This is a genomic window from Rossellomorea oryzaecorticis (assembly GCF_038405515.1).
In the GTDB taxonomy this organism is placed as follows: domain Bacteria; phylum Bacillota; class Bacilli; order Bacillales; family Bacillaceae_B; genus Rossellomorea; species Rossellomorea oryzaecorticis_A.
This window is the reverse complement of sequence record NZ_JBBYAF010000004.1, coordinates 21,387-44,570: the sequence shown is the minus strand read 5'-3', so window position 1 is coordinate 44,570 and position 23,184 is coordinate 21,387. Positions and strand designations below refer to the sequence as shown.

Sequence of the window (23,184 nt, the reverse complement as noted above, 5' to 3'; positions counted from 1 at the left end):
GGTCAGCTTTTTTATTAGTCCTCGTATACCCTTCCTTCATGAATAGAATAAACGATAAATGTGTTACAATATACTACGTAATAAAGGCTAACAAGTTACAAATACATATAGAGAAGGGAATTTTCATGAGAATTTTATTTGTTGGAGACGTAGTCGGCTCTATGGGCCGTGAAATGATTACAGAGTATTTATCAAAACTGAAAAAGAAACATCAACCTGACTTCACCATCGTAAATGGGGAAAATGCGGCATCAGGCAGAGGGATTACAGAAAAAATTTATAAAAAATTTATTCAGGATGGCGCTGACATGGTGACCTTGGGAAATCATACATGGGACAATAAAGATATTTTTGATTTCATTGACTCATCAAAAAAAATGGTGCGTCCTGCTAATTTTCCTGAAGGCACTCCAGGTAAAGGGTTGCTTTATGGAGAAGTTCATGGAAAGACAGTGGCTGTGATCAATGTTCAAGGGAGAACATTTATGCCGCCGCTTGACGATCCGTTTAAAATAGTAGATGACTTAGTGGATGAAGCCAAAAAGAAAACCTCCATCATCTTTGTTGACTTTCATGCAGAAGCGACAAGTGAAAAGCAGGCAATGGGTTGGTTTCTGGATGGCAGGGTATCAGCAGTCATCGGAACACATACTCACGTACAGACGGCGGATAATCGAGTCCTTCCTAATGGCACAGCTTTTATGTGCGATGTAGGAATGACAGGTCCCTATGATGAAGTATTGGGGATGAATAAAGAGTCAGTACTTAAGAGGTTCCAAACAAGCCTGCCGGTACGATTTGAAGTTCCGAAAGAAGGCAGGAAAATATTAAGTGCATGTCTGATCAATGTCGATCAGAAAACAGGGAAAGCTAAAAAGATAGATAGGATCCTTATTAATGAGGATCATCCATTCATAGCTGAATATTAATGTTTTTCCTCCTTTTTCAGACATACCGGAATGAATTGTCCATTTCTTGAATATAGTAGCAGTGGAATCATTTATACCAAGTTTGTTCTTTACCACGGACATACGGTATGGGGGAAATGACAAGGAGGAAAAGGAATGGAAATATTAAAAGTTTCAGCAAAATCTAATCCTAATTCTGTAGCTGGTGCACTCGCCGGTGTTCTTCGTGAGAGAGGGGGAGCTGAGATTCAGGCAATTGGAGCCGGAGCATTGAACCAGGCGGTGAAAGCAGTCGCAATTGCCAGAGGATTTGTAGCTCCCAGTGGTTTAGATTTGATTTGTATCCCGGCCTTTACAGATATACTGATTGAGGGAGAAGAACGCACGGCCATAAAGTTAATAGTAGAACCAAGATAAAGGTAAAGCTGTTCCTTACACATAAGGATGCTTATACCCAGTCTTTTTATGAAGCAGGGCTGTTCGTTAAAGATCTTTCTTTAGTGGACAGCCTTTTTATTCTGATATTATAGTATATATCTGAATAAAGGAAGGAATGAAGATATATGATTTTTGACGCTCATTGTGATGTCTTGATGAAACTTTTTGTGTACCCTGATAAACTATCGTTTCAATCAAAAGAAGATATGCACATTACATACCCACAGTTGAATGAAGGAGGCTCTAAAGTACAGTTGTTCGCGATTTATATACCTTCTTACTTAAAGCCCGGACAACGATTTCAAGCAGCTTTGCAGATGGTCAACCTTTTTCATAACAGGATTATTGATCCGCATCCTGATGTGAAATTCGTTACTTCTAAAGAAGACATTGACAAGCTTTCACCTCATGAGATAGGGGCAATGCTGACCTTAGAAGGAGCAGAAGCAATCGAAGAGGATTTGGGAAAGCTTGAAACGCTGTACCGGCTCGGTGTCCGTTCTGTGGGATTGACATGGAATTGGGCCAATGCGGCAGCGGATGGTGCACTTGAACCACGAGGAGGCGGCCTGACTGCCTTTGGCTTTGAAATGGTCCGTTTCCTAAATGAAAAGAAGATGTGGACCGATGTATCCCATCTATGTGAAAGAGCATTCTGGGATACGATAGAAGCAGCTCAATATCCGATTGCTTCCCATTCCAATGCATTTTCTATTTGTCCTAATCCACGAAATTTAAAAAATGAACAAATTGAAGCACTAATCAAGAAAGATAGTGTAATGGGCGTAACCTTTGTGCCGCCATTTTTAAATAAGAAAGGCAATGCCGAATTAACCGATATTGTAAGGCATATTGAGCATATTTGCAGCCTGGGCGGAGAAAATCATGTTGGCTTCGGTTCTGATTTCGACGGAATTGATCAGACGGTAAAAGGGCTGTCATCTTATCGGCAATATGATAATTTGATTCGGACCCTGCAGCGATACTACAGTGATAAACAAATAAGAAAATTCTTATTTGAAAATTTTCACAAACGGATCCCATTCAATAAAACACGCTGATCTTCCAATGCGAAGGTCAGTTTTTTTATGTCGAATGGTTCAGACAGTAGTGATTTCTAGTGAAAAGTGATAAACTTGTTTAGTACGTATTTAATAGAAATATATGAGTTATCTATCCATAGATTTTATCTTTTTTTGGTGAAATGATGTAAATAAGAGACCTGTAAGAAAGGGTGATATATATGAAAGAACAACTTTCATGGAAGGTTGGCGGACAGCAAGGTGAGGGGATAGAAAGCACGGGAGAGATTTTCTCCATGGCATTGAACCGCCTTGGGTATTACTTATATGGATACCGCCATTTCTCCTCGCGTATCAAGGGAGGACATACAAATAATAAGATTCGCGTCAGCACTACTCAAGTTCGTGCGATTGCAGATGACTTAGATATTTTAGTAGCTTTTGATCAGGAAACAATCGATGTGAACTATAAAGAGCTTCACAATGAAGGTGTCATTATCGCAGATGCTAAATTCAAGCCTGAGAAGCCTGAAGATACAGAGGCTTCTTTATATATTGTGCCTTTTACTGAGTTAGCTGCAGAGCTTGGGACATCACTGATGAAGAATATGGTTGCTGTCGGCTCAACATGTGCTGTTTTAAACCTGGATCCTGAAGTGTTTAAAGAAGTAGTGGAAGAGATCTTCGGACGTAAAGGTGAAACGGTAGTCGAGAAGAACATGGAAGCAATCAGACAGGGATTCGACATCATGAAAACAGAGCTTGGGAAAAAAGCAGGTTCCCTGCAGTTGAAAGAAGCAGACGGACATAAACGTATGTTTATGATTGGTAACGACGCGATCGCACTTGGTGCTTTGGCAGGCGGTGTGCGGTTGATGGCTGCTTATCCGATCACTCCAGCATCTGAAATCATGGAATACTTAATTAAGAAGCTTCCAATGGTAGGCGGTACGGTTATCCAAACCGAAGATGAAATCGCTGCGGCTACAATGGCAATTGGTGCAAATTACGGAGGAATCCGTTCATTTACTGCTTCAGCAGGTCCTGGTCTCTCTCTTATGATGGAAGCAATCGGATTATCAGGAATGACTGAGCAGCCCCTTGTTGTAGTCGATACCCAGCGCGGAGGTCCATCCACAGGATTACCTACAAAACAGGAACAATCTGATTTAATGGCTATGATTTATGGTACACACGGTGAAATACCTAAAATTGTAATGGCCCCTAGTACAGTACAGGAAGCTTTCTATGACACAGTGGAAGCATTCAATCTTGCCGAAGAATATCAATGTACGGTCATTATTCTTTCAGACCTGCAGCTTTCATTAGGAAAACAAACGGTTGAACCGCTTGATTACAGCAAAGTTGAGATACGCAGAGGCAAGCTTGTCAATGATGAAGCCCAACTTGAAGAATTGGAACCTAAAAAATACTTCAAACGTTTTGAAGTCACTAAAGACGGGGTATCTCCTCGTGTAACTCCCGGAATGAAAAATGGGATTCATCATGTCACAGGAGTGGAGCATGATGAAACTGGAAAACCATCAGAATCACCTGTAAACCGCCAAGCACAAATGGACAAGCGAATGCGCAAAATTGAAAACATCCGTTTCAATAACCCTATTCATATTGCAGCCCCTCATGAAGAAGCCGATTTGCTTCTAGTAGGCTTTAATTCTACCCGGGGTGTTATAGAAGAAGCCATGGCCCGTTTGGAAGAGGAAGGCATCAAAGTGAATCATGCACATATACGCTTGATCCATCCATTCCCTGCCGAAGATTTACAGCCGCTAATGGAAAAAGCGAAGAGGGTAGTGGTAATCGAAAACAACGCTACTGGGCAGTTATCAAATATTATCAAGATGAATGCAGGATATGGGCATAAGATCAAAAATATGACGAAGTATGACGGCACTCCATTCTTGCCTCATGAAATTTACTCTAAGTGTAAGGAGCTGAGCTGATCCATGGCTACCTTTAAAGATTTTCGTAATAATGTAAAGCCTAACTGGTGTCCTGGATGCGGTGACTTCTCGGTACAAGCATCCATACAGCGTGCGGCAGCGAACGTTGGACTTGACCCTGAGAATTTAGCAGTTGTATCAGGAATCGGATGTTCCGGGCGTATTTCAGGATATATTAATTCCTACGGTTTCCATGGGATTCATGGACGTTCCCTGCCAATCGCTCAAGGTTTAAAAATGGCAAACAAGGATTTGACGGTTATTGCCTCTGGCGGTGACGGCGATGGATTTGCAATTGGTCTTGGACATACCATACACGCAATCCGACGGAATGTTGATATCACATATATTGTCATGGATAACCAAATTTATGGGTTAACAAAAGGGCAGACATCCCCTAGATCATCATCAGGCTTTAAAACGAAATCAACACCGCAAGGATCGATCGAACCCGCACTTGCACCGATGGAAATGGCATTAACAGCCGGTGCAACATTTGTGGCACAGAGTTTCTCGTCTGATTTAAAAGAACTTACAGCATTGATTGAAGCGGGATTAAATCATAAAGGATTCTCTTTGATTAACGTTTTCAGTCCTTGTGTTACCTACAATAAGATTAATACCTATGACTGGTTCAAAGAAAACCTGACGAAACTCGGAGATGTGGAAGGGTATGACCCTTCTAACCGCGAGCAGGCAATGAATACGCTGATGGAAAAAGACGGACTCGTTACTGGTTTGATTTATCAGAACAATGAGCAGCCTTCTTATCAGGAGTTAGTCGCAGGATACTCGGAAGAACCGCTGAATACACATGATTTGAAACTTGATGATGAGACATTTGATGGATTATTAAAAGAATTTATGTAATCAATAAAGCCGGCCCGCCAAGATAATGGTGAGCCGGCTTTTCCATTAAGGCTTCTTCTTTATATTCTCAATAAGAGGTTGTTTAGGTCGATTTTGAATGATATGCGTTTGGGTTCTCTTTTGATGCTCTATAAGCCTCTTTAAATCAAATAAATTTTGAGACACCTTATCATTAGAGTCCCTGATTGATTCGATTTCACTTATAAAATCGATAAACTTCCCTTCAACATCTTCAAATCTACTTAAGATATTCTCATTTTGCTCTTTGAATTGAATTTCGTGTTCATATTCGATCAAATCTATTCGTTCTTCTTGTTTTTGGGTACGACTATCGATATCGGCAAATTGCGCAGAGAACCACCACTCGTTTTCCTCGATAGTTCTCTGATACTGAAGCAGCATATCTTTAATGAATTGCATCTTCTGCTTCTCTGCCTGAATCAGTTGTTCCTTGGCATCCTCCAAAGATTCGATCATGTGTTTACGTTCTGCTATATGTTTTTCCAGTTCTTCTGTTTTGGATAACAGATTAAAAAATACTTCCTTCTTGGATTCTTCAGAAGTTGCCAATGCCTTGCTTAAATCGTTGATATGAAACTTCTGGCTTTTGTTTTCTGATTTCAACCTTTCTGAGTTGGCAACCAGGTTTTTGTTATCTCTCAAGAGCTGATCATTTTGAAACGATAGCTTCCCATTAATGTCTTCAAGTTGAGACAAATCTCGTATTTGGTTTTTATTTTCTATTTCTAATTGAAGAAGATCTTTTTCTAATGTTTTAATATGTTGACCCTGTGTTTCAATATGTGCTTCTCTGTCATGTAGTGCACTATGAAGGAACAATACTTCTTCTTCCAGCTTTTCTTTTCCTTCTCTAAATTTGTTTCTTTCCATAATGAGTTCATGTTCAGTTGTTTGATTGATTTTTATGTGAGTATAAAGTTCCTCGATTTCCTGTTCCTTTTTCTGGATGACTCCTTTATAATAATCAGCTTCTGCATATAAATGACTTTCTTTTATTTTCCGGATTATTTTTTTCAATCGATTGATTTCCGAATGAAGATAATGTTTCTCCTGATTTTCAATATTATACATGGGGGATTTCATTGGTTTATCGATCAGAACCTCCTCCTGGGTATATGTCTTACTTTACCTTATGCATCACAATAACATCCAGTTACTGGGTGGAAGCCTATTTAGAATGGGATGTATGAAGTTTGGAACAAATTTCGACAGTTCTGCATCTCTATTGTATAAGCCTAAAAAAACCTTTATACTGTTATAATGTGCAAGTGTAATTGTCAGCCTTACTATTACGAATTTTATAATAGAAGAAATCGGTTTATTATTCGTTTGTTATAGAGTTAGAAAGGGGAATTTTCATGAACGAAGAACAACGCAAACATGGGCAGCAAGCGAAGTCAGATACTCCATCGGACAAAAAATCCGAAAAGGATTACAGTAAGTACTTCCAAAGCGTCTATATTCCGCCATCTTTGAAAGATGCGAAAAAACGGGGAAAAGAAGAAATAAAATACCATAATGATTTTACAATTGATGATCAATATAGAGGATTGGGGAACGGTAAGAAGTTCTATATCCGTACCTATGGGTGCCAGATGAATGAACATGACACTGAAGTTATGGCAGGTATCTTCATGGCACTAGGTTACGAAGCGACTCATTCAACCGAAGATGCGGATGTTATTCTTTTGAATACATGTGCCATACGTGAAAATGCTGAGAATAAGGTGTTCGGTGAGTTAGGTCATTTAAAACACTTGAAGCGCGAGAAGCCTGAACTTCTTATCGGAGTCTGCGGCTGTATGTCCCAGGAAGAAGCTGTAGTGAATAAGATTCTAAAAACCTATCAGCAGGTTGATATGATTTTCGGAACGCATAATATTCATCGTCTTCCACAAATATTATCCGATGCCTATATGTCTAAGGCAATGGTGGTGGAAGTTTGGTCAAAAGAGGGAGATGTTATCGAGAATCTTCCTAAAGTCCGCCGGGGTAATATCAAAGCTTGGGTAAACATTATGTACGGCTGCGATAAATTCTGTACGTATTGCATCGTACCTTATACCCGCGGGAAAGAGCGAAGCAGACGACCTGAAGAGATTATCGCCGAAGTGCGTCATCTAGCAGCACAAGGGTACCAGGAAATCACCCTTCTTGGACAAAACGTAAACGCGTATGGAAAAGATATTGAAGATCTTGAGAATTATGGTCTTGGTGATCTGATGGATGAGCTGCGGAAAATTGATATTCCACGCATCCGTTTTACTACAAGCCATCCAAGGGACTTTGACGATCACTTAATTGAAGTTCTTTCCAAAAAAGGGAATCTCGTAGAACATATTCACCTGCCTGTTCAATCAGGGTCTACCCCTGTATTGAAAATAATGGCGCGTAAATATTCACGTGAACAGTTCCTCGAATTAGTCCGAAAGATAAAAGCGGCTATGCCTGAAGTTGCACTGACAACTGACATCATTGTAGGATATCCTAATGAAACTGATGAGCAATTCGAAGAAACACTTTCACTTTACCGTGAAGTAGGATTCGAATCTGCATACACATACATTTACTCTCCACGAGAGGGTACTCCGGCAGCGAAGATGAAAGATAATGTACCGATGGAAGTGAAGAAAGAACGCTTAAGACGTCTGAATGAAGTCGTGCGAGAGTATTCTGCAAAAGCACTTAAGAAATATGTAGGTACTACAGTAGAGGTCCTTGTTGATGGAGAAAGCAAGAAAAATCCTGAAGTGCTGGCAGGGTATACCCGTAGAAGTAAACTGGTAAACTTTAAAGCACCAAAAACAGCAATCGGTAAAATTGTAAAAGTGAAGATTACGGATGCTAAGTCCTGGTCATTAGACGGGGAAATGATTGAAGAGGGCCGGATAGGTTCTGAATTTTTAGAAGCGGCAGAGGTGAAATAATATGGCAAAATACACAAAAGACGATATTATGAAAAGAGCAGAAGAATTAGCGGATATGATCGCTGAAACAGAAGAGGTGGATTTCTTCAAACGTGCTGAAGCGAAAATTCACGAAAATCAAAAAGTACGTGAAATGATTGCAAGTATCAAGAGCTTACAAAAGCAAGCTGTTAACTTCCAACATTACGGAAAAACAGAAGCGTTAAAAATGGTCGAAGCCAAAATAGAAAATCTTGAAAAGGAAATTGATGAAATCCCGGTTGTTCAGCAATTCAAAGAGTCTCAAACAGACGTAAATGATTTGCTGCAAATCGTAGCATCTGTTATTTCTAACAATGTCACAGATCACATCATCGAATCCACAGGCGGAGACCTGCTTCGTGGAGAAACAGGATCTCAAGTGAAAAATTCGACACCTGGCAGCTGTTCATAAGCAGGACGCTTTATAAGGAATATATTAAAAGACGAAAGCCATGAAGACAATTATCTTCAAGGCTTTCGTTTTTTTCTTCTATTTGGTTATGTTGAAATTTATGATTTCGAGACGTTACAGCTGTTGATTGGAGTGCAAGACGAAGACTCCTGCGGGAGAAGTGGCCAATGTGAGACCTGTCTAGCTGCGGGGCTTAGAGGCACAAGTCATAAGTCAACTCGTCCAAGAAGGTAAAGAGCGCGCCTTCGTGGCCGATTCGCCTTATGCCACCTGCCTCTGAGCAAACCCCCTCCGCTTTTCTGACCCGCAGGAGCTTTTGCGACGAGGAGGCTCACGGGTCACCCGCGGAAAGCGAAGTCTTGCAAGGAAATCAACAGCGGTATTAACAGAGCATTCCTTTAAGCAAAGTTCATACATTTATGAGCTCCTCAAAAAGCTTTTAGGGAACATTCACTGGGTATTCGCATACAATACATTATCTCGCAACAATCCCATTATGTAATAAAATTTTCTCGCACAAACACCTAGACAGTCGCATAAGATGAATTGAAAATGAATGAGGAGGTTCGCTCGAATGGCAGAATATAGAGAGATTATTACGAAAGCGGTCGTAGCGAAGGGACGTAAATTCACACAGTCTCATCATACGATTAGCCCGCCGCATAATCCATCGAGCATTTTAGGCTGCTGGATAATCAATCATAGGTATGAAGCACACAAAGTAGGCAAGAAGGTGGAAATACACGGTTCGTTTGAGGTAAACGTATGGTACTCTCACAGTGACAATACGAAGACGTCTGTTGTAACTGAAAGAGTCGATTACTGTGATGAAATCAAACTCAAATACCGTGATCCGGACGTCTTGGATGATATCGAAGTATGTGCGCGCGTACTCCAACAGCCAAATTGCTGCGAAGCGGTGATTTCACCAAACGGTAACAGAATCATTGTTCATGTGGAACGTGAAATCCTGGTAGAAGTTATCGGAGAAACCAAAGTATGTGTACTCGTAAATCCTGAAGGCTGCGACGATGACGACTGGGATTGCGACTTAGATGATGAAGAATTTGAAGAGCTCGACCCAGAATTCTTAGAGGGAGTAGAAGAATAGCCTGTACTAGGAAGACGGCCTCTTCCTAGTTTTTTTCTTCTGCCTATTAAGAATCAAAGAGGCTCAAATTAGAAAGCTTCAACCATACATGAGTTAACAAAGTAATGAATATCTTACAAGAGCGTCTTTTGCTGGATGCTCTTTTTTATCGTTTTCAAATATCTAAAAAGGCAGCATATATCTTATTGCTGCCTTTTTAGATATTTATGGTTAAATTATGAACAACAGACTGATGACTGCACATGTAATCGATGCGATCAATCCTGTAAGCAAGGGTTTGAAACCGAGCTTTGAGAGGTCCTTGATACTGACTTGAAGCCCCACTGCCGCCATGACCATGATAATCATAAATTTTGAAAGGGATCCAAGAATTCCTTCCATGATGTCAGGTATCACGCCAAATGTATGAAGGATTGATACTCCAAGGAACATCAGTACAAACCAAGGAAATGCCTTTCGATATGTCGAACCTTTTGAAGGAGTATCACTTTTTAACATGAAGGGTAATAAAAACATGACAGGAATCAGAAAGAGAGTGCGGGCGAGTTTTACTGTCGTGGCTGCTTCACCAGCATGATCACCATAACTGTAACCGACCGCAACCGCCGAAGAGGTATCGTGTACAGCAGTCCCTGCCCATATACCAAACGAAACCTGTGATAATCCAAGCAAGTGTCCGATAATAGGAAAAGTAATGAACGCGACGAGATTAAAGAAAACGATGGTGGACAATGCATAAGCCGTTTCATTCTCTTTTGCACCGATGATACCCTTCACAGCAGAAATGGCTGTTGCCCCACAAATGCTTGTTCCGATTCCAATCAGTAAACTCAGCCTGGGGTTGATGCCGAGTAGTTTACCGACAACATAAGTGACACTGATACCTACAACCACAGAAACAAAGATGATCCAAACTGCAGATTGTCCTATTTTCATGATTTCTAAAAGACTTAACCCCACCCCTAAAAAGACAATGGCCACTTTTAAAAGCCTTTTTAAGGTGAATTGGATGCCAGCTTGCCATGAGGCTGCGAGATTAGTTGTATTTCGAAGGGTGACCCCTATCAGAATAGCGAATAAAAGACTTCCTACCAATGGGAACCAAGTGCCCAGACCTTTTGCGATTAAGCTGATCAGTAGGATGAAAAGTAACCCGGGGGTTACCTTGGGAAGTTTAATATCTGAATGTTGATGCACGATGATGTTAGCTCCTTCTTTAAAAAATCTATTTATAAGTATAGTATATTATAAGAGTAAAGGGGACCCATTACTGATTTATATTGTATGTTAAAATAGAAAGATACTTAAAGATTATTGCGAAAGGAAATTATTATGAAAAAAACATTAGTACTGGCAGAAAAGCCTTCTGTCGGCCGAGATATTGCAAGAGTGCTTCAATGTACGAGTAAAGGAAATGGATTTTTGGAAGGAAAAGAATATATTGTGACCTGGGCCCTCGGGCATCTTGTTACATTGGCAGATCCTGAAACCTACGATGAAAAGTACAAATCATGGAAGCTTGAAGATCTCCCGATGATGCCTCCTTCACTGAGACTAGTCGTTATCAAGAAAACCGGAAAGCAGTTTAGTGCAGTGAAATCCCAGATGAACCGTCCAGATGTCGGCACCATTGTAATCGCCACTGATGCAGGGCGGGAAGGTGAACTTGTTGCTCGCTGGATCATCGAGAAGTCAAGGGTGAATAAGCCGCTCAAACGTCTATGGATTTCTTCTGTAACGGATAAAGCCATTAAAGATGGTTTCAATAATTTGAAAGACGCCAAGAAATATGTGAATTTATACGAAGCCGCACAAGCAAGGTCTGAAGCAGACTGGTATGTGGGCATGAACGCGACAAGAGCATTAACGACGAAACATAATGCCCAATTGTCATGCGGCAGAGTGCAAACTCCAACATTGAGTATAATCGCACAGAGGGAAGAAGAGATAAATCAGTTCAGACCCAAAGCTTATTATGGTTTGAAAGCAGCAACTGACAAAGGTTCCTTTCTTTGGGCAAATTCCAACGGTGATTCCAAAACCTTTTCCAGAGATGAAATCCATGGAATATTAACTACAATAAAGAATGAGAAAACCGGCATCGTTACGTCTATGAAAACGACATTAAAAAAACAATTTGCGCCGTCCCTTTATGATCTTACTGAATTACAGAGAGATGCACATAAGATTTATGGGTTCAGTGCCAAAGAAACACTTTCGATCATGCAGAAGCTATATGAGCAGCATAAGCTTGTAACGTACCCCCGCACCGACAGTAAGCACCTGTCATCTGACATTACCGATACTTTAAAAGACCGCCTAAATGCGATTAATGTACAGCCTTACCGTGCTTCTGCAAGTAAAGCCTTGAAAAGCTCTGCATCATTGTCAAATGCATATGTTGATGACCGGAAAGTCAGTGATCACCATGCGATTATCCCTACCGAGGAGACGCCCTTCCTCCAGCGTTTGAATGACAGGGAAGTAAAGATATATGACCTGATTGTAAAACGTTTTCTGGCGATTTTCTTTCCTCCTTACCAATATGAACAAACGAAGGTCGAAATGAGGATTGGGAAAGAACAATTCCATACAAAAGGGAATCGGGTTACAAATAAAGGCTGGAAAGAAGTATATGGATTCGATGATGAAGAAGATCAGTTTTTGGGAAGAATGGAGATACATGATGAACTCAACCTTCTTTCTGTAATGGAGACGGAAGGTAAAACCACTCCTCCAGGCCGCTTTAATGAAGGAACCCTTCTAGCAGCCATGGAAAATCCCGTAAAATATATGAAAGAAAGCGACAAGCAGCTTCAGGAGGCCATCGGTGAAACAGGCGGCCTTGGGACCGTTGCTACCCGGGCGGACATTATTGAGAAGCTTTTTAATTCCGGAGTCATGGAGCAGAAAGGCAAAGAAATACATCTTACTTCCAAAGGAAAACAGTTATTGGATCTTGCCCCTAGAGAATTGCGTTCGCCTTCCCTTACAGCTGAGTGGGAGCTGAAACTCGATAGTATTGCTAAGGGCTCTCTTGAAAAACAGGAATTCATAAAGGAAATTAAAGATTATACAAAAAAATCGGTTCACGAAATAAAAAATTCCGAAAAGAAATTTTCCCATGATAATCTCACCGGAACAAAATGTCCTGATTGCGGGAACCTAATGTTAGAGATAAAGAATAAAAATGGTAAGAAATTAGTTTGTCAGGACCGCGAATGCGGACACCGCAAAAATATAAGCAAGAAAACAAATGCACGATGCCCGAACTGCCATAAGCGGCTGGATTTACGTGGAGAAGGCGAAGGTCAGATGTTCGTCTGTGTGTGCGGACATAAAGAAAAACTTTCAACATTCAATGATCGCAGAAAAAAGGAGAAACACAATAAGGCAAGCAAGCGTGATGTGAATAAGTATCTGAAGACTCAAGAAAAAGACGAACCAGTAAACACAGCATTAGCAGACGCACTTGCAAAATTAAAACTGGATCAATGATAGAACAGGAAAGATAGGGACTACTTAGAAAGTCCCTATCTTTTTTGAATATATATTGATAGAATATTCTTAATAATCATATAAATGAGGTGAGAAGGATGACACCGGTTACTGTAAAAGGATTTTTCTCCGCCATACAAGATGGGAACATAGTACTCGTAGAACAGTCATTACAAGCAGATACGAATTTATGTAATGCCGAGGATGAAAACGGATTGATCGCACTGGGGGTGGCCGCACATTATGGAAAAGTCGATATCGTACGGCTTTTATTAAATTATGGTGCTGATATCAATTCGGTTTCAAATTCAAAAATAGCCTATATACCATCCAACAGTGCACTGCATGCCGCAATAGCAGGTAAAGCACCTAAAGAATTAGTAGAGTTTTTATTGTTAGAAGGTGCAGATATCCACGGGGCCGATTCAGCAGGTTATACTCCTCTTCATATTGCAGCTTTTGATGGGGATGAGGACCTTACCACCCTCCTGCTGGAATTCAGCGCCGACCCGGATTGTAAAAATCCAGCCAATCAAAAAACACCTCATGATATCGCCTTGGAGAGAGAAAATAAAGAATTTATCAGGGCGTGTGAAAGATATTCCACAAAGTTATAAGGTATTGGTATAGAAGAAGCATATTCCAGTTTTGGAGTATGCTTCTTTATTTGATTTTCCATAGACCTTAATTTATTCCTGAATGTTGAAATTCCTCTCATATCAATGTGAAAAATATAAATTTTTTTCGGGCTGTATGTAATCCCTTACATGATTGACATCATTGAATTCACTTGAAAAATTACCTCTTCTTATTATCAGAAAAAATAATCTTTTTAGAAAATTCTGTTGTTATTTGTCGTTTTACGTATTAAAATGAATCTTAATTTCATCTGAGGGGAGGACAACTAGATGCTTACATTTCTTGCATCAGTCTGTATTTTAGTAGCTGGTTATTTTATATATTCAAAGGTGGTCGAGAAGATTTTCGGCATTGATGACTCGAATATCACACCTGCATATGCGAGTAAAGACGATTTTGATTACATGCCGATGCCCTGGTGGAAAGCAAGCTTGGTTCAATTATTGAATATCGCGGGCCTTGGACCGATTTTTGGAGCGATACTAGGGGCTTTATACGGACCGGTTGCCTTCATATGGATCGTTGTCGGAACACTTTTCGCAGGGGCAGTCCATGATTATTTTTCAGGAATGCTGTCACTCCGACACAATGGAGCTCAATTTCCTTCCTTAGTAGGTAAATATCTCGGCAGACATGTCAGATCTGTCATGAATATTCTTTCTATCATTCTGATGATCCTGGTAGCGGCAGCGTTTACTTCAGGGCCAGCCCAATTGATGGCCGAAGTGACGCCCTTAACCTTCATGGCATCATTGCTGATTATTTTTACATATTTTATACTTGCCACTATTTTACCGGTAAATAAAATCATCGGGAAGATTTATCCGATTTTCGGTGCTGTGCTTGTATTTATGGCAGTCGCGATTGGGGTAGGATTGTTTTTCTTTGAACATCCCGTACCCAACTTAACGCTTTCCAACTTACATCCGCAGGAACTTCCATTGTGGCCGTTACTGATGGTGACCGTTTCATGCGGTGCGATTTCAGGATTCCATTCTACACAAAGCCCAATCCTTGCCAGAACCTTAAAGAAAGAAAGCGAAGGAAGAAAAGTGTTTTATGGAGCAATGGTTGCCGAGGGGATCATCGCACTGATCTGGGCCGCTGCGGGTATGGCATTCTTCAATGGTACAGGCGGGCTTCAGGAAGCATTGGCTGCCGGAGGTCCTGCAGGAGTGGTGAATGAAATCAGTAAAACCACCCTTGGAACTCTTGGTGGGATCCTCGCAGTACTAGGTGTCATCATCTTGCCTGTCACAACCGGAGACACTGCTTTACGTTCTTCAAGAATGATGCTTGTTGATCTATTGGCTGATTGGAGGAAAGAAGAAGAGCTGAAAGGGAAATGGCTGCCTGCGCTTTTGGTAATCCCTGTAGCATTACCGACATTTCTGCTGACTCAGATAGACTATACTTTCCTTTGGAGATACGTAGGCTGGTCCAATCAGGTAGTAGCAACTGTCATGTTGTGGACTGCTGCAGTTTATCTGCTTCAAAATCAGAAGTTTCACTGGATCTGCAGTATTCCCGCTTTATTCATGACAGCCGTGGTAAGTTCTTATATTTTCTATGCTCCTGAAGGATTTCATCTTCCATACACAGAATCCATGCTCATCGGAGCTGTCATCTGGACTGCCGTGCTAATCTGGTTCATACGCCAGCTGCTTAAATATCGCCCGGTCAAGCAGAAAACTTTTAACGTTAAATCAGTAAATTCATAAGATCATATTACGTAACTGTACGAAAGTGTTTTATAACATAAGTAAACCCGGACTAATTTGCCTCCTACCTGGCAAATTAGTCCGGGTTTTTAGTTTAAATGTCTATTTAGATGTTAGCTCTTTCCAGCGGTTGATTGGAGTGCAAGACGAAGACTCCTGCGGGAATAGTAGCTTATAAGAAAAGCGGAAGGGCTTTGCTCAGAGGCGGGGGGCATAAGACGAATCGGCCTAGAAGGCGCTCTTTGCCTTCTTGGTCGGTTTGGCTTATGACCTGTGCCTCTAAGCCCTGCAGCTGGACATGTGAGACCCCGCAGGAGCGCAGCTCCAAGGAGGCTCACGGGCTACCCGCGGAAAGCGAAGTCTTGCACGGAAATCAATAGCGGTATTTAGAGACAGTTCTTAAACGTTTGTCTTTAGACAGTGTTTTCTAGATTTGTCCCAGCCTCGTTTTTGTAGATTAGATAGAGCATATTGATAGTTTTCTGAAAATTTTGTCGATAAAAAACGAGCAGTTTTAAAGAATTACTCTAAGTATTTTACAAATTTCGCACACTCCATATGCTAACGTTAATTCAACTCCTATAAATAGTTTATTCTATTTTAGAATATACATAGTGACAAATAGTCAAAGGAGCTGATTTTACATAGTGTATAGTGCAATTTAGAATTGTACAAGTTAAAATGAGTTGAAAAGACAAAATATTCAGACATCAATAAACCTTGCGAAAAGTAGTAAGTGTCACATGAGCATCAAAATACATGAAAGCGCTTACTATTTACTTTAATCTATTAGTCTAGGAGGAATGGGGATGTCAGACAAAGTGAAGATTGGTCTAATTCAAGCTACTCATGAAGTGGATGGCAGTGAACCGGTAGAGGTCCACAAACAGCAATCCATTAAAAAACACATTGATCTAGTAAGGGATGCAGCAAAAAAAGGAGCGCAAATCATTTGTTTGCAGGAGATTTTCTACGGCCCCTATTTTTGCTCGGAACAAAATCCTAAATGGTATGATTCAGCTGAAGAAATTCCAAACGGACCTACAACGAAACGCTTTCAGGAATTAGCTAGAGAGTTGAGTGTCGTTATCGTTCTGCCAATCTATGAAAGAGAAGGTATTGCTACCTATTACAACACAGCGGCTGTGATTGATGCTGATGGATCTTATCTTGGCAAATACCGTAAACAGCATATTCCACATGTTGGGGTAGGCAGTGAAGGATATGGTTTCTGGGAGAAATATTACTTTAAACCGGGTAACCTTGGATATCCTGTATTCGACACGGCCTATGCAAAAGTGGGTGTGTATATCTGTTATGACCGGCACTTCCCTGAGGGTGCAAGATTATTAGGGTTGAAGGGAGCAGAAGTCGTATTTAACCCGTCTGCTACTGTGGCAGGGCTATCGGAATATTTATGGAAGCTAGAACAGCCGGCTCATGCTGTTGCAAACGGCTATTATTTGGGGGCGATTAACCGGGTCGGTTATGAAGGACCTTGGAACATGGGGGAATTTTACGGTCAATCTTATCTGGTAGATCCCCGCGGAGGGTTTGTGTCTATCGGGAGCAGAGACAAGGATGAAGTCATCATCGGGGAAATGGACAAGAAATTGATCCGTGAAGTGAGAGATACGTGGCAGTTCTATCGTGATCGCAGACCTGAGACATATAACGAAATGACAGCATTGCTGCCTTAAGGAATCAGGCTGATATCGAAACGCTCCCAAGAGCATTCTTTGTCAGCCCGAAACTGTTTGATTACACGAAATTATTAACAGTGGAAAAGGGGGAAGCCAGTTTGTCCAAGTCACATTCACTATCGAATCTTGAGGAGAATTTTCAGGAGGCTCATAAAGGCTTATCCAATAGAGACGCATTGGAAGAAGCGAATCGATGCTTGTATTGCTACGATGCACCTTGCATTCAAGCTTGTCCCACGGGAATTGACATCCCTTCTTTCATAAAGAAAATTGCATCGGGGAATCTGAAGGGATCCGCAAAGACGATCATGAGTTCAAATCCAGTCGGTGCCAGCTGTTCAAGAGTCTGTCCGACAGAAGAACTGTGCGAAGGTGCCTGTGTTCTCAATCATTCGACCAAACCGATTATGATCGGTGACCTTCAGCGCTATGCCACCGATTGGGCACGTCATAATGATGCGGTTTTATTTGAAGCGGGTGAACCAAACGGAAAGAAAGTAGGTATTGTGGGAGGCGGTCCTGCAGGTCTTTCCGCAGCCAGGGAATTAGCACGTATGGGTTATGAAGTAACCATTTATGAAGCGGCAGAGGAAGCTGGGGGGTTGAATACGTATGGCATTGTTTCATTCCGGCTTCCACAAAGTATTTCTTATTGGGAAGTGGATCAAGTCAAGAGACTGAACGTTGATATACGTACCAATACCAAGGTTGGAGAGGATATTTCTGCAGAAGAAATCCTGGATTCCCATGATTTTGTCATTCTTGCGGCTGGTATGTCTCAAGTGCCTCCGCTGAATATTGAAGGAGAAAATCTTGAAGGAGTTCATGATGCCATTGAATTTGTTAAGTCTACAAAAAGCGGAGGGATTTCCAAAGAGTATGTTGGGAAAAAAGTGGTTGTAATCGGAGCCGGTAATACTGCCATTGACGGTGCAACTTGTTCAGTTCGATTAGGAGCTGAAAACGTGAAGATCCTGTATCGGCGTACATTGGAAGAAATGACGGCTTATGACTTTGAATATGAATTCGCTAAACAGGACGGAGTGGAATTCCGCTGGCTTACAGCACCTAATAGGATTATCGGGAACGAAGACGGCAAGGTGATTGGAATCGAATGCTTGAAGATGGAGCTTGGTGAACCGGGAGAAGATGGAAGACGGCGTCCAGTTCCTGTAGCAGGGTCGGAATTCACCTTACCTGTAGATGCTGTTATTAAGGCGATAGGTCAAACGAGGCATCACTCTTTGATCGATCAATTCCAATTGGAACATAAAGACGGAGTTGTTCAAGTTGATAGGGAAACACTTCAAACGTCCAATCCGAAAGTGTTGGCTTGTGGAGATGTCATTTTCGGAAAAGGAATTGGAGAAGCGATGGTTGTTACGGCAGCTGAACAAGGGAAACAGGCTGCCTACCACCTTCATAGGAGATTGACTTCACTTCAAATGAATTAAGATTTGTTCAGGGGGGGAAATACATGGCAAATTTAAATATCGATTTAGCAGGAATTAAATCTCCTAATCCTTTTTGGCTGGCATCAGCACCGCCGACCAATTCGGGTTATCAAGTACAGAGAGCGTTTGAAGCCGGTTGGGGAGGCGCGGTCTGGAAGACGCTTGGGGAACCGATTATCAATGTATCGTCAAGGTTTGCTGCAGTAAGTTATAACGGTCAGCGTGTAGCGGGCTTTAATAATATCGAGCTGATTACGGATCGTCCATTAGAAGTAAATTTGAAGGAAATTTATGAAACCAAAAAGCGTTTCCCGAATCATGCAATCATTGCTTCATTAATGGTAGAACCGAAACAGGAGAAATGGCATGAGATTGTTAAAAAAGTGGAAGATGTCGGTGTCGACGGGTTAGAACTTAATTTCGGCTGTCCGCATGGAATGGCTGAAAGGGGGATGGGTGCAGCATCAGGTCAGGTACCGGAATTGGTGGAAAAACAGACGTACTGGGCTAAGGAAATGGCTAAAACCCCTGTCATCGTTAAATTGACTCCGAATATAACCGATATCACCGTTACAGCTGAATCAGCCGTAAAGGGCGGTGCTGACGCAGTTAGTATGATCAATACAATCAATAGTCTTGCAGGGGTCGATCTTGACAGCTGGAACACCATTCCACATGTAGCGGGTAAAGGTGCACACGGCGGTTATTGCGGACCTGCCGTAAAACCAATTGCACTGAACATGGTGGCTGAATGTGCACGTAATCCGCGTATAAATGTGCCGATTTCCGGAATGGGAGGGGTTTCAAATTGGCAGGACGCCGTTGAATATATGCTGATGGGTGCATCTGGCGTTCAGGTGTGTACAGCGGCCATGCATCACGGATTCAGAATTGTTGAAGACATGCTTGATGGACTTAACAATTATCTTGATGAGAAAGGCATTTCCTCTGTTCAGGATCTGGTCGGGAAATCAGTCCCGAAATATTCAGACTGGGGGAATTTAGACCTGAACTACAGTGTGGTGGCGAAAATAAACAATGATGTCTGCATTAATTGTAATAAATGTCACATCGCTTGCGAAGATACGTCTCACCAATGTATTGATATGCTTAAAGATTCTCAAGGTAACAGTTATCTTAAGGTGCGCGAGGAAGATTGTGTCGGTTGTAATCTATGTTCGATCGTCTGTCCGGTAGATGGAGCGATTGATATGGTGGAAGTGCCAAGCGGACATATGCCAATGACGTGGAATGAGCGTCAGGCTGCAGTCGGTAAATTGGCTCAATGTGCAACGGATGCAGTTAAATAATCAGGAGGGTGAGCAATGAAAAAAATAATCCAGAACGGAACAATCGTTACAGCAGCGGATATGTATAAAGCCGATATTCTTATAGAAAATGAAAAAATCATCAGTATAGGAAATGGTTTTGACACAAGTGATGCTGAAATCATTGACGCAGCAGGAAAGTATATTTTTCCTGGAGGGATCGATCCGCATACTCACTTGGAAATGCCATTTGGCGGTACTGTATCAAAAGATGATTTCGAGACCGGCACCGTGGCAGCTGCATTTGGGGGAACGACTACACTTATCGATTTTTGTTTAACCAATAAAGGTGAGCCCCTTCAAAATGCAATTGATACGTGGCATGCAAAGTCAAAGGAAAAGGCAGTGATTGATTACAGCTTTCATTTAATGATCGGTGAAATCAATCAGGAGGTATTGAATCAGCTGCCTGAAGTGATTGAAAAAGAAGGTATTACTTCTTTCAAAGTTTTCATGGCATATAAAAATGTTTTTCAGGCCGATGATGAAACCTTGTTCCGGACTCTAGTGGCAGCAAAAGAACTTGGAGCGCTGGTCATGGTGCATGCCGAAAACGGCGATGTCATCGAGTACTTAACTGAAAAAGCTCTGGCTGAAGGGAATACTGACCCCATTTACCATGCGTTGACAAGGCCGCCTGAACTTGAAGGAGAAGCAACTGGAAGAGCAGCGAAGTTAACAGGATTGGCTGACTCTCAATTATATGTTGTTCATGTATCCTGCTCGGAGGCTGTAAAGCAAATCGCTGAAGCCAGGAGCAAAGGACTTAACGTTTGGGGTGAAACTTGTCCTCAATATTTAGTGCTCGATCAAACTTACTTGGAACGGCCGAATTTTGAAGGTGCCAAGTACGTATGGTCACCTCCACTGCGTGAAAAGTGGAATCAGGAAGTGTTGTGGAATGCTTTGAAAAGCGGAGAACTCCAAACCCTGGGTTCAGATCAATGTTCTTTTGACTTTAAAGGACAGAAAGACCTTGGAAAAGGGGACTTCACCAAAATTCCGAATGGCGGACCGATCATTGAGGACCGTGTATCAATATTATTCTCAGAAGGAGTTGATAAAGGCAGAATTACCTTGAATCAATTTGTAGATATAATGTCCACACGAAGTGCGAAGCTGTTTGGTCTTTATCCTCAAAAAGGAACCATTGCGGCAGGCTCAGATGCAGACATTGTGATTTTTGATCCGGATGTTGAAAGAGTCATATCCGCAGAGAAACACCATATGGCTGCAGATTATAATCCGTTTGAGGGGATGAAGGTCAAAGGGGAACCTGTCTCTGTATTATCAAGAGGTGAATTTGTCATTAAAGATAAGCAATTCGTGGGCAAATTGGGGAAAGGAAAGTATGTTAAGAGAGCGAGATACGGTAAACATCTTTCAAGAGAAGAGAGCGAAGTCTTACAACCTTCTAAATCCTAGTATCACTCGACTTATGAATCTTGCTTAATAGTAGAATAGAACAGCTCCTGCATGCAGAGTAGAAAGAGAGATTTTTTTTGATTCTTTCTGCTCTCATGACTCTCTCTAAGATCCGTTTGGTTTTGCCATTTGAAGCAAACAAAAAGGAGTGTTCAAGTTGAAAACAAGCTATTTGAAGTCACCCGATTTACTGCCAGTAAAAGAGAATGAAAGAAAGATCACGAAATTAGGATATTCATTCATGTGGGTGGGTATGGTGGTCGTGCTTGCCACATTTGCCATAGGAGGAGCAGGAGTGATTTCTTTGCCGCTTCCTCTTGTCCTGTTGGCCACGCTGATAGGCTCGATAGCAATTGGACTTTTTATCACATTGACAGGTGATATTGGAATAGAGCACGGATTATCATTTCCTGTTTATATGAGGGCTCCATTCGGCACGTTAGGAACTCATATTCCTTCCGTGGTTCGAGGCGTGGCAGCCTCCATGTGGTTTGGTATCAATACCTATTTTGGGGCAACCGCAATGAATGGAATCTTGAATCTCTTATATGGTTTTGATAACTGGTTTGTGTGTTTCATGATTTTTGCACTCTTGCAATTAGTCAATACAGCACTGGGAATCAAAGCGGTAGAAAGATTTGCGGACCTTGCAGCTCCCGTCATTATTCTAATATCTGTATGGATGTATTCGTCTTTGTCAGATTCTGCAGCAGCAGAAGGAAGAGATATCTGGAACTGGGTGGAAAGTCCTGTTACAGGAGGGGCGGCTGTCACAGCATTTCTCGTTGTCATTTTCAGCAACATGGGATTCTGGGCTACACTGGCGGCAGATATCCCCTCGATTTCTCGATTCATAAAAGCACCTCGAAATGAAAAAAATTGGTTCAAACGCAATAAAAGCTCTTTAATCGGGAACTTAATCACTCTACCGATCACGCAGACATTTATGGTAATGATCGGTGCTGTATCCTATATTGCTGTTTTGAATTATGATCCTGTCATTGCGCTGCAGGAAGCTGCAGGCGGCTTAGTCCTTGGTATCTTGCTTCTCATGATCGTCCTTGCTCAATGGTCAACGAATATTGCGGCAAATGTTGTTCCGGCAGCGACGATTTTCTCAAACGTAGGCGGACCCAAATTCCCTTTCTGGGCAGGAGTTTTGACTGCAGGTATAGTCGGCACTCTTGTTCAGCCTTGGAACCTGTTTGGAGTCATCATTCCTGTACTGCTGTTTATCGGAGGGATATTATCGGCGATTGTCGGAATTCTTGTGGCAGATTACTATTTAATTAGAAAGAGAAGAGTGAATGTTCCGGCTCTCTATGAAGATCATGGCCAATATAAATATATGAATGGAGTGAACATGGCAGGCTTTATCGCTTGGATTATCGGTGCGGTTGCATCATATTTCGTTCCAAGCTTTTCATTCATCGTAGGATTTGGTGCAGGTGCTGTTTGTTACTACTTCCTCGCCAAGTATTGGTGGTTCCGAAAGTATGAGCAAGCGGAATTGCTCGACCCGGATGACGATAAGTATTTAGGCATATCAGTTGGACGGGATTGGGAAATAGACCGTGAATCCCAAAGATCAGTGGAAGAAGCACCAACTGGTACAAGTGCTACCATATAATGATTTGGCTCTGTATGGCTTGTTGATGATTTCACCAGTAGTTTGTTTGGAGCGGACATCAACATCCTTTTACAGAGTACTTAGTAAAGGCT

At 41.6% G+C, this 23,184-nt stretch carries 18 protein-coding genes and 1 pseudogene; 17 read left to right on the top strand and 2 right to left on the bottom strand.

All coding sequences use genetic code 11. The features are described 5' to 3' along the window. Window positions 1-125 precede the first annotated feature (125 nt). The 5 genes from AAEO50_RS03070 to AAEO50_RS03050 all read left to right on the top strand — a co-directional run bounded on the left by AAEO50_RS03070 (window position 126) and on the right by AAEO50_RS03050 (window position 5,202). Window positions 126-929: a TIGR00282 family metallophosphoesterase gene (locus AAEO50_RS03070; RefSeq protein WP_341980300.1), complete on the top strand. Its 804-nt coding sequence runs from the start codon at window positions 126-128 to the stop codon at window positions 927-929. Between the two features lie 135 nt (window positions 930-1,064). Continuing rightward, window positions 1,065-1,325, top strand: coding sequence for a stage V sporulation protein SpoVS (gene spoVS / locus AAEO50_RS03065; RefSeq protein WP_341980298.1), 261 nt, complete (start codon window positions 1,065-1,067; stop codon window positions 1,323-1,325). Between the two features lie 146 nt (window positions 1,326-1,471). After that, window positions 1,472-2,407, top strand: a complete 936-nt coding sequence (locus tag AAEO50_RS03060) for a dipeptidase (RefSeq protein WP_341980296.1) — start codon at window positions 1,472-1,474, stop codon at window positions 2,405-2,407. A gap of 182 nt (window positions 2,408-2,589) precedes the next feature. After that, window positions 2,590-4,332 (top strand): 2-oxoacid:acceptor oxidoreductase subunit alpha, encoded by a 1,743-nt coding sequence (locus AAEO50_RS03055; RefSeq protein ID WP_341980294.1) that lies wholly within the window; start codon window positions 2,590-2,592, stop codon window positions 4,330-4,332. A gap of 3 nt (window positions 4,333-4,335) precedes the next feature. Then, window positions 4,336-5,202, top strand: coding sequence for a 2-oxoacid:ferredoxin oxidoreductase subunit beta (locus AAEO50_RS03050; protein WP_341980292.1), 867 nt, complete (start codon window positions 4,336-4,338; stop codon window positions 5,200-5,202). Between the two features lie 45 nt (window positions 5,203-5,247). On the opposite strand, the gene AAEO50_RS03045 is transcribed toward AAEO50_RS03050, so the two are convergent. Further along, complete coding sequence (locus AAEO50_RS03045; RefSeq protein WP_341980290.1) at window positions 5,248-6,294, bottom strand: hypothetical protein; 1,047 nt, start codon at window positions 6,292-6,294, stop codon at window positions 5,248-5,250. Window positions 6,295-6,581: 287 nt separating this feature from the next. On the opposite strand from AAEO50_RS03045, the gene miaB reads away from it, so the two are divergent. From miaB to AAEO50_RS03030, 4 genes and pseudogenes are all read left to right on the top strand, one after another. Beyond that, the gene (gene miaB, locus AAEO50_RS03040) at window positions 6,582-8,150 is read left to right on the top strand and encodes a tRNA (N6-isopentenyl adenosine(37)-C2)-methylthiotransferase MiaB (RefSeq protein WP_341980288.1); all 1,569 of its coding nucleotides are present in this window, start codon (window positions 6,582-6,584) and stop codon (window positions 8,148-8,150) included. A gap of 1 nt (window position 8,151) precedes the next feature. Further along, complete coding sequence (locus tag AAEO50_RS03035) at window positions 8,152-8,583, top strand: RicAFT regulatory complex protein RicA family protein (RefSeq protein ID WP_341980286.1); 432 nt, start codon at window positions 8,152-8,154, stop codon at window positions 8,581-8,583. Between the two features lie 304 nt (window positions 8,584-8,887). After that, window positions 8,888-9,085: pseudogene (locus tag AAEO50_RS21380) on the top strand (hypothetical protein); the annotation flags it as partial. Between the two features lie 72 nt (window positions 9,086-9,157). Beyond that, on the top strand, window positions 9,158-9,694 hold the full coding sequence (locus AAEO50_RS03030; protein ID WP_341980285.1) for an outer spore coat protein CotE: 537 nt from the start codon (window positions 9,158-9,160) through the stop codon (window positions 9,692-9,694). A 210-nt stretch (window positions 9,695-9,904) separates the two neighbouring features. Here AAEO50_RS03030 and AAEO50_RS03025 read toward each other — a convergent pair whose 3' ends face one another. Then, window positions 9,905-10,891 carry a YeiH family protein gene (locus AAEO50_RS03025; RefSeq protein WP_341980283.1) on the bottom strand — a complete coding sequence of 329 codons (987 nt, stop codon included), beginning with the start codon at window positions 10,889-10,891 and terminating at the stop codon, window positions 9,905-9,907. Window positions 10,892-11,026: 135 nt separating this feature from the next. Between AAEO50_RS03025 and AAEO50_RS03020 the strand changes: the two genes are divergently transcribed. From AAEO50_RS03020 to AAEO50_RS02985, 8 genes are all read left to right on the top strand, one after another. After that, window positions 11,027-13,192 carry a DNA topoisomerase III gene (locus AAEO50_RS03020; RefSeq protein WP_341980281.1) on the top strand — a complete coding sequence of 722 codons (2,166 nt, stop codon included), beginning with the start codon at window positions 11,027-11,029 and terminating at the stop codon, window positions 13,190-13,192. 98 nt (window positions 13,193-13,290) lie between these two features. After that, window positions 13,291-13,809 carry an ankyrin repeat domain-containing protein gene (locus tag AAEO50_RS03015; protein ID WP_341980279.1) on the top strand — a complete coding sequence of 173 codons (519 nt, stop codon included), beginning with the start codon at window positions 13,291-13,293 and terminating at the stop codon, window positions 13,807-13,809. A gap of 291 nt (window positions 13,810-14,100) precedes the next feature. Continuing rightward, entirely contained in the window at window positions 14,101-15,552 is a 1,452-nt protein-coding gene (locus tag AAEO50_RS03010) for a carbon starvation CstA family protein (RefSeq protein ID WP_341980277.1), read from the top strand. An 809-nt stretch (window positions 15,553-16,361) separates the two neighbouring features. After that, the gene (locus tag AAEO50_RS03005) at window positions 16,362-17,252 is read left to right on the top strand and encodes a nitrilase-related carbon-nitrogen hydrolase (RefSeq protein ID WP_341980275.1); all 891 of its coding nucleotides are present in this window, start codon (window positions 16,362-16,364) and stop codon (window positions 17,250-17,252) included. 101 nt (window positions 17,253-17,353) lie between these two features. Beyond that, a complete protein-coding gene (locus AAEO50_RS03000) occupies window positions 17,354-18,709 on the top strand; it encodes an NAD(P)-dependent oxidoreductase (protein ID WP_341980272.1) in 1,356 nt (451 codons plus the stop codon). Between the two features lie 23 nt (window positions 18,710-18,732). Then, window positions 18,733-20,019, top strand: a complete 1,287-nt coding sequence (preA, locus tag AAEO50_RS02995) for an NAD-dependent dihydropyrimidine dehydrogenase subunit PreA (RefSeq protein WP_341980270.1) — start codon at window positions 18,733-18,735, stop codon at window positions 20,017-20,019. Between the two features lie 15 nt (window positions 20,020-20,034). Then, window positions 20,035-21,462, top strand: coding sequence for a dihydropyrimidinase (hydA, locus tag AAEO50_RS02990; RefSeq protein ID WP_341980268.1), 1,428 nt, complete (start codon window positions 20,035-20,037; stop codon window positions 21,460-21,462). Between the two features lie 157 nt (window positions 21,463-21,619). Continuing rightward, on the top strand, window positions 21,620-23,092 hold the full coding sequence (locus tag AAEO50_RS02985) for an NCS1 family transporter (protein WP_341980266.1): 1,473 nt from the start codon (window positions 21,620-21,622) through the stop codon (window positions 23,090-23,092). The last annotated feature ends 92 nt before the right edge of the window (window positions 23,093-23,184 follow it).

Bases quoted from the DNA above. Each gene is read 5' to 3' on its own strand.
- AAEO50_RS03070 (WP_341980300.1), top strand. From the start codon at position 126: ATGAGAATTTTATTTGTTGGAGACGTAGTCGGCTCTATGGGCCGTGAA.
- spoVS (WP_341980298.1), top strand. From the start codon at position 1,065: ATGGAAATATTAAAAGTTTCAGCAAAATCTAATCCTAATTCTGTAGCT.
- AAEO50_RS03060 (WP_341980296.1), top strand. From the start codon at position 1,472: ATGATTTTTGACGCTCATTGTGATGTCTTGATGAAACTTTTTGTGTAC.
- AAEO50_RS03055 (WP_341980294.1), top strand. From the start codon at position 2,590: ATGAAAGAACAACTTTCATGGAAGGTTGGCGGACAGCAAGGTGAGGGG.
- AAEO50_RS03050 (WP_341980292.1), top strand. From the start codon at position 4,336: ATGGCTACCTTTAAAGATTTTCGTAATAATGTAAAGCCTAACTGGTGT.
- AAEO50_RS03045 (WP_341980290.1), bottom strand. From the start codon at position 6,294: ATGTATAATATTGAAAATCAGGAGAAACATTATCTTCATTCGGAAATC.
- miaB (WP_341980288.1), top strand. From the start codon at position 6,582: ATGAACGAAGAACAACGCAAACATGGGCAGCAAGCGAAGTCAGATACT.
- AAEO50_RS03035 (WP_341980286.1), top strand. From the start codon at position 8,152: ATGGCAAAATACACAAAAGACGATATTATGAAAAGAGCAGAAGAATTA.
- AAEO50_RS03030 (WP_341980285.1), top strand. From the start codon at position 9,158: ATGGCAGAATATAGAGAGATTATTACGAAAGCGGTCGTAGCGAAGGGA.
- AAEO50_RS03020 (WP_341980281.1), top strand. From the start codon at position 11,027: ATGAAAAAAACATTAGTACTGGCAGAAAAGCCTTCTGTCGGCCGAGAT.
- AAEO50_RS03015 (WP_341980279.1), top strand. From the start codon at position 13,291: ATGACACCGGTTACTGTAAAAGGATTTTTCTCCGCCATACAAGATGGG.
- AAEO50_RS03010 (WP_341980277.1), top strand. From the start codon at position 14,101: ATGCTTACATTTCTTGCATCAGTCTGTATTTTAGTAGCTGGTTATTTT.
- AAEO50_RS03005 (WP_341980275.1), top strand. From the start codon at position 16,362: ATGTCAGACAAAGTGAAGATTGGTCTAATTCAAGCTACTCATGAAGTG.
- preA (WP_341980270.1), top strand. From the start codon at position 18,733: ATGGCAAATTTAAATATCGATTTAGCAGGAATTAAATCTCCTAATCCT.
- hydA (WP_341980268.1), top strand. From the start codon at position 20,035: ATGAAAAAAATAATCCAGAACGGAACAATCGTTACAGCAGCGGATATG.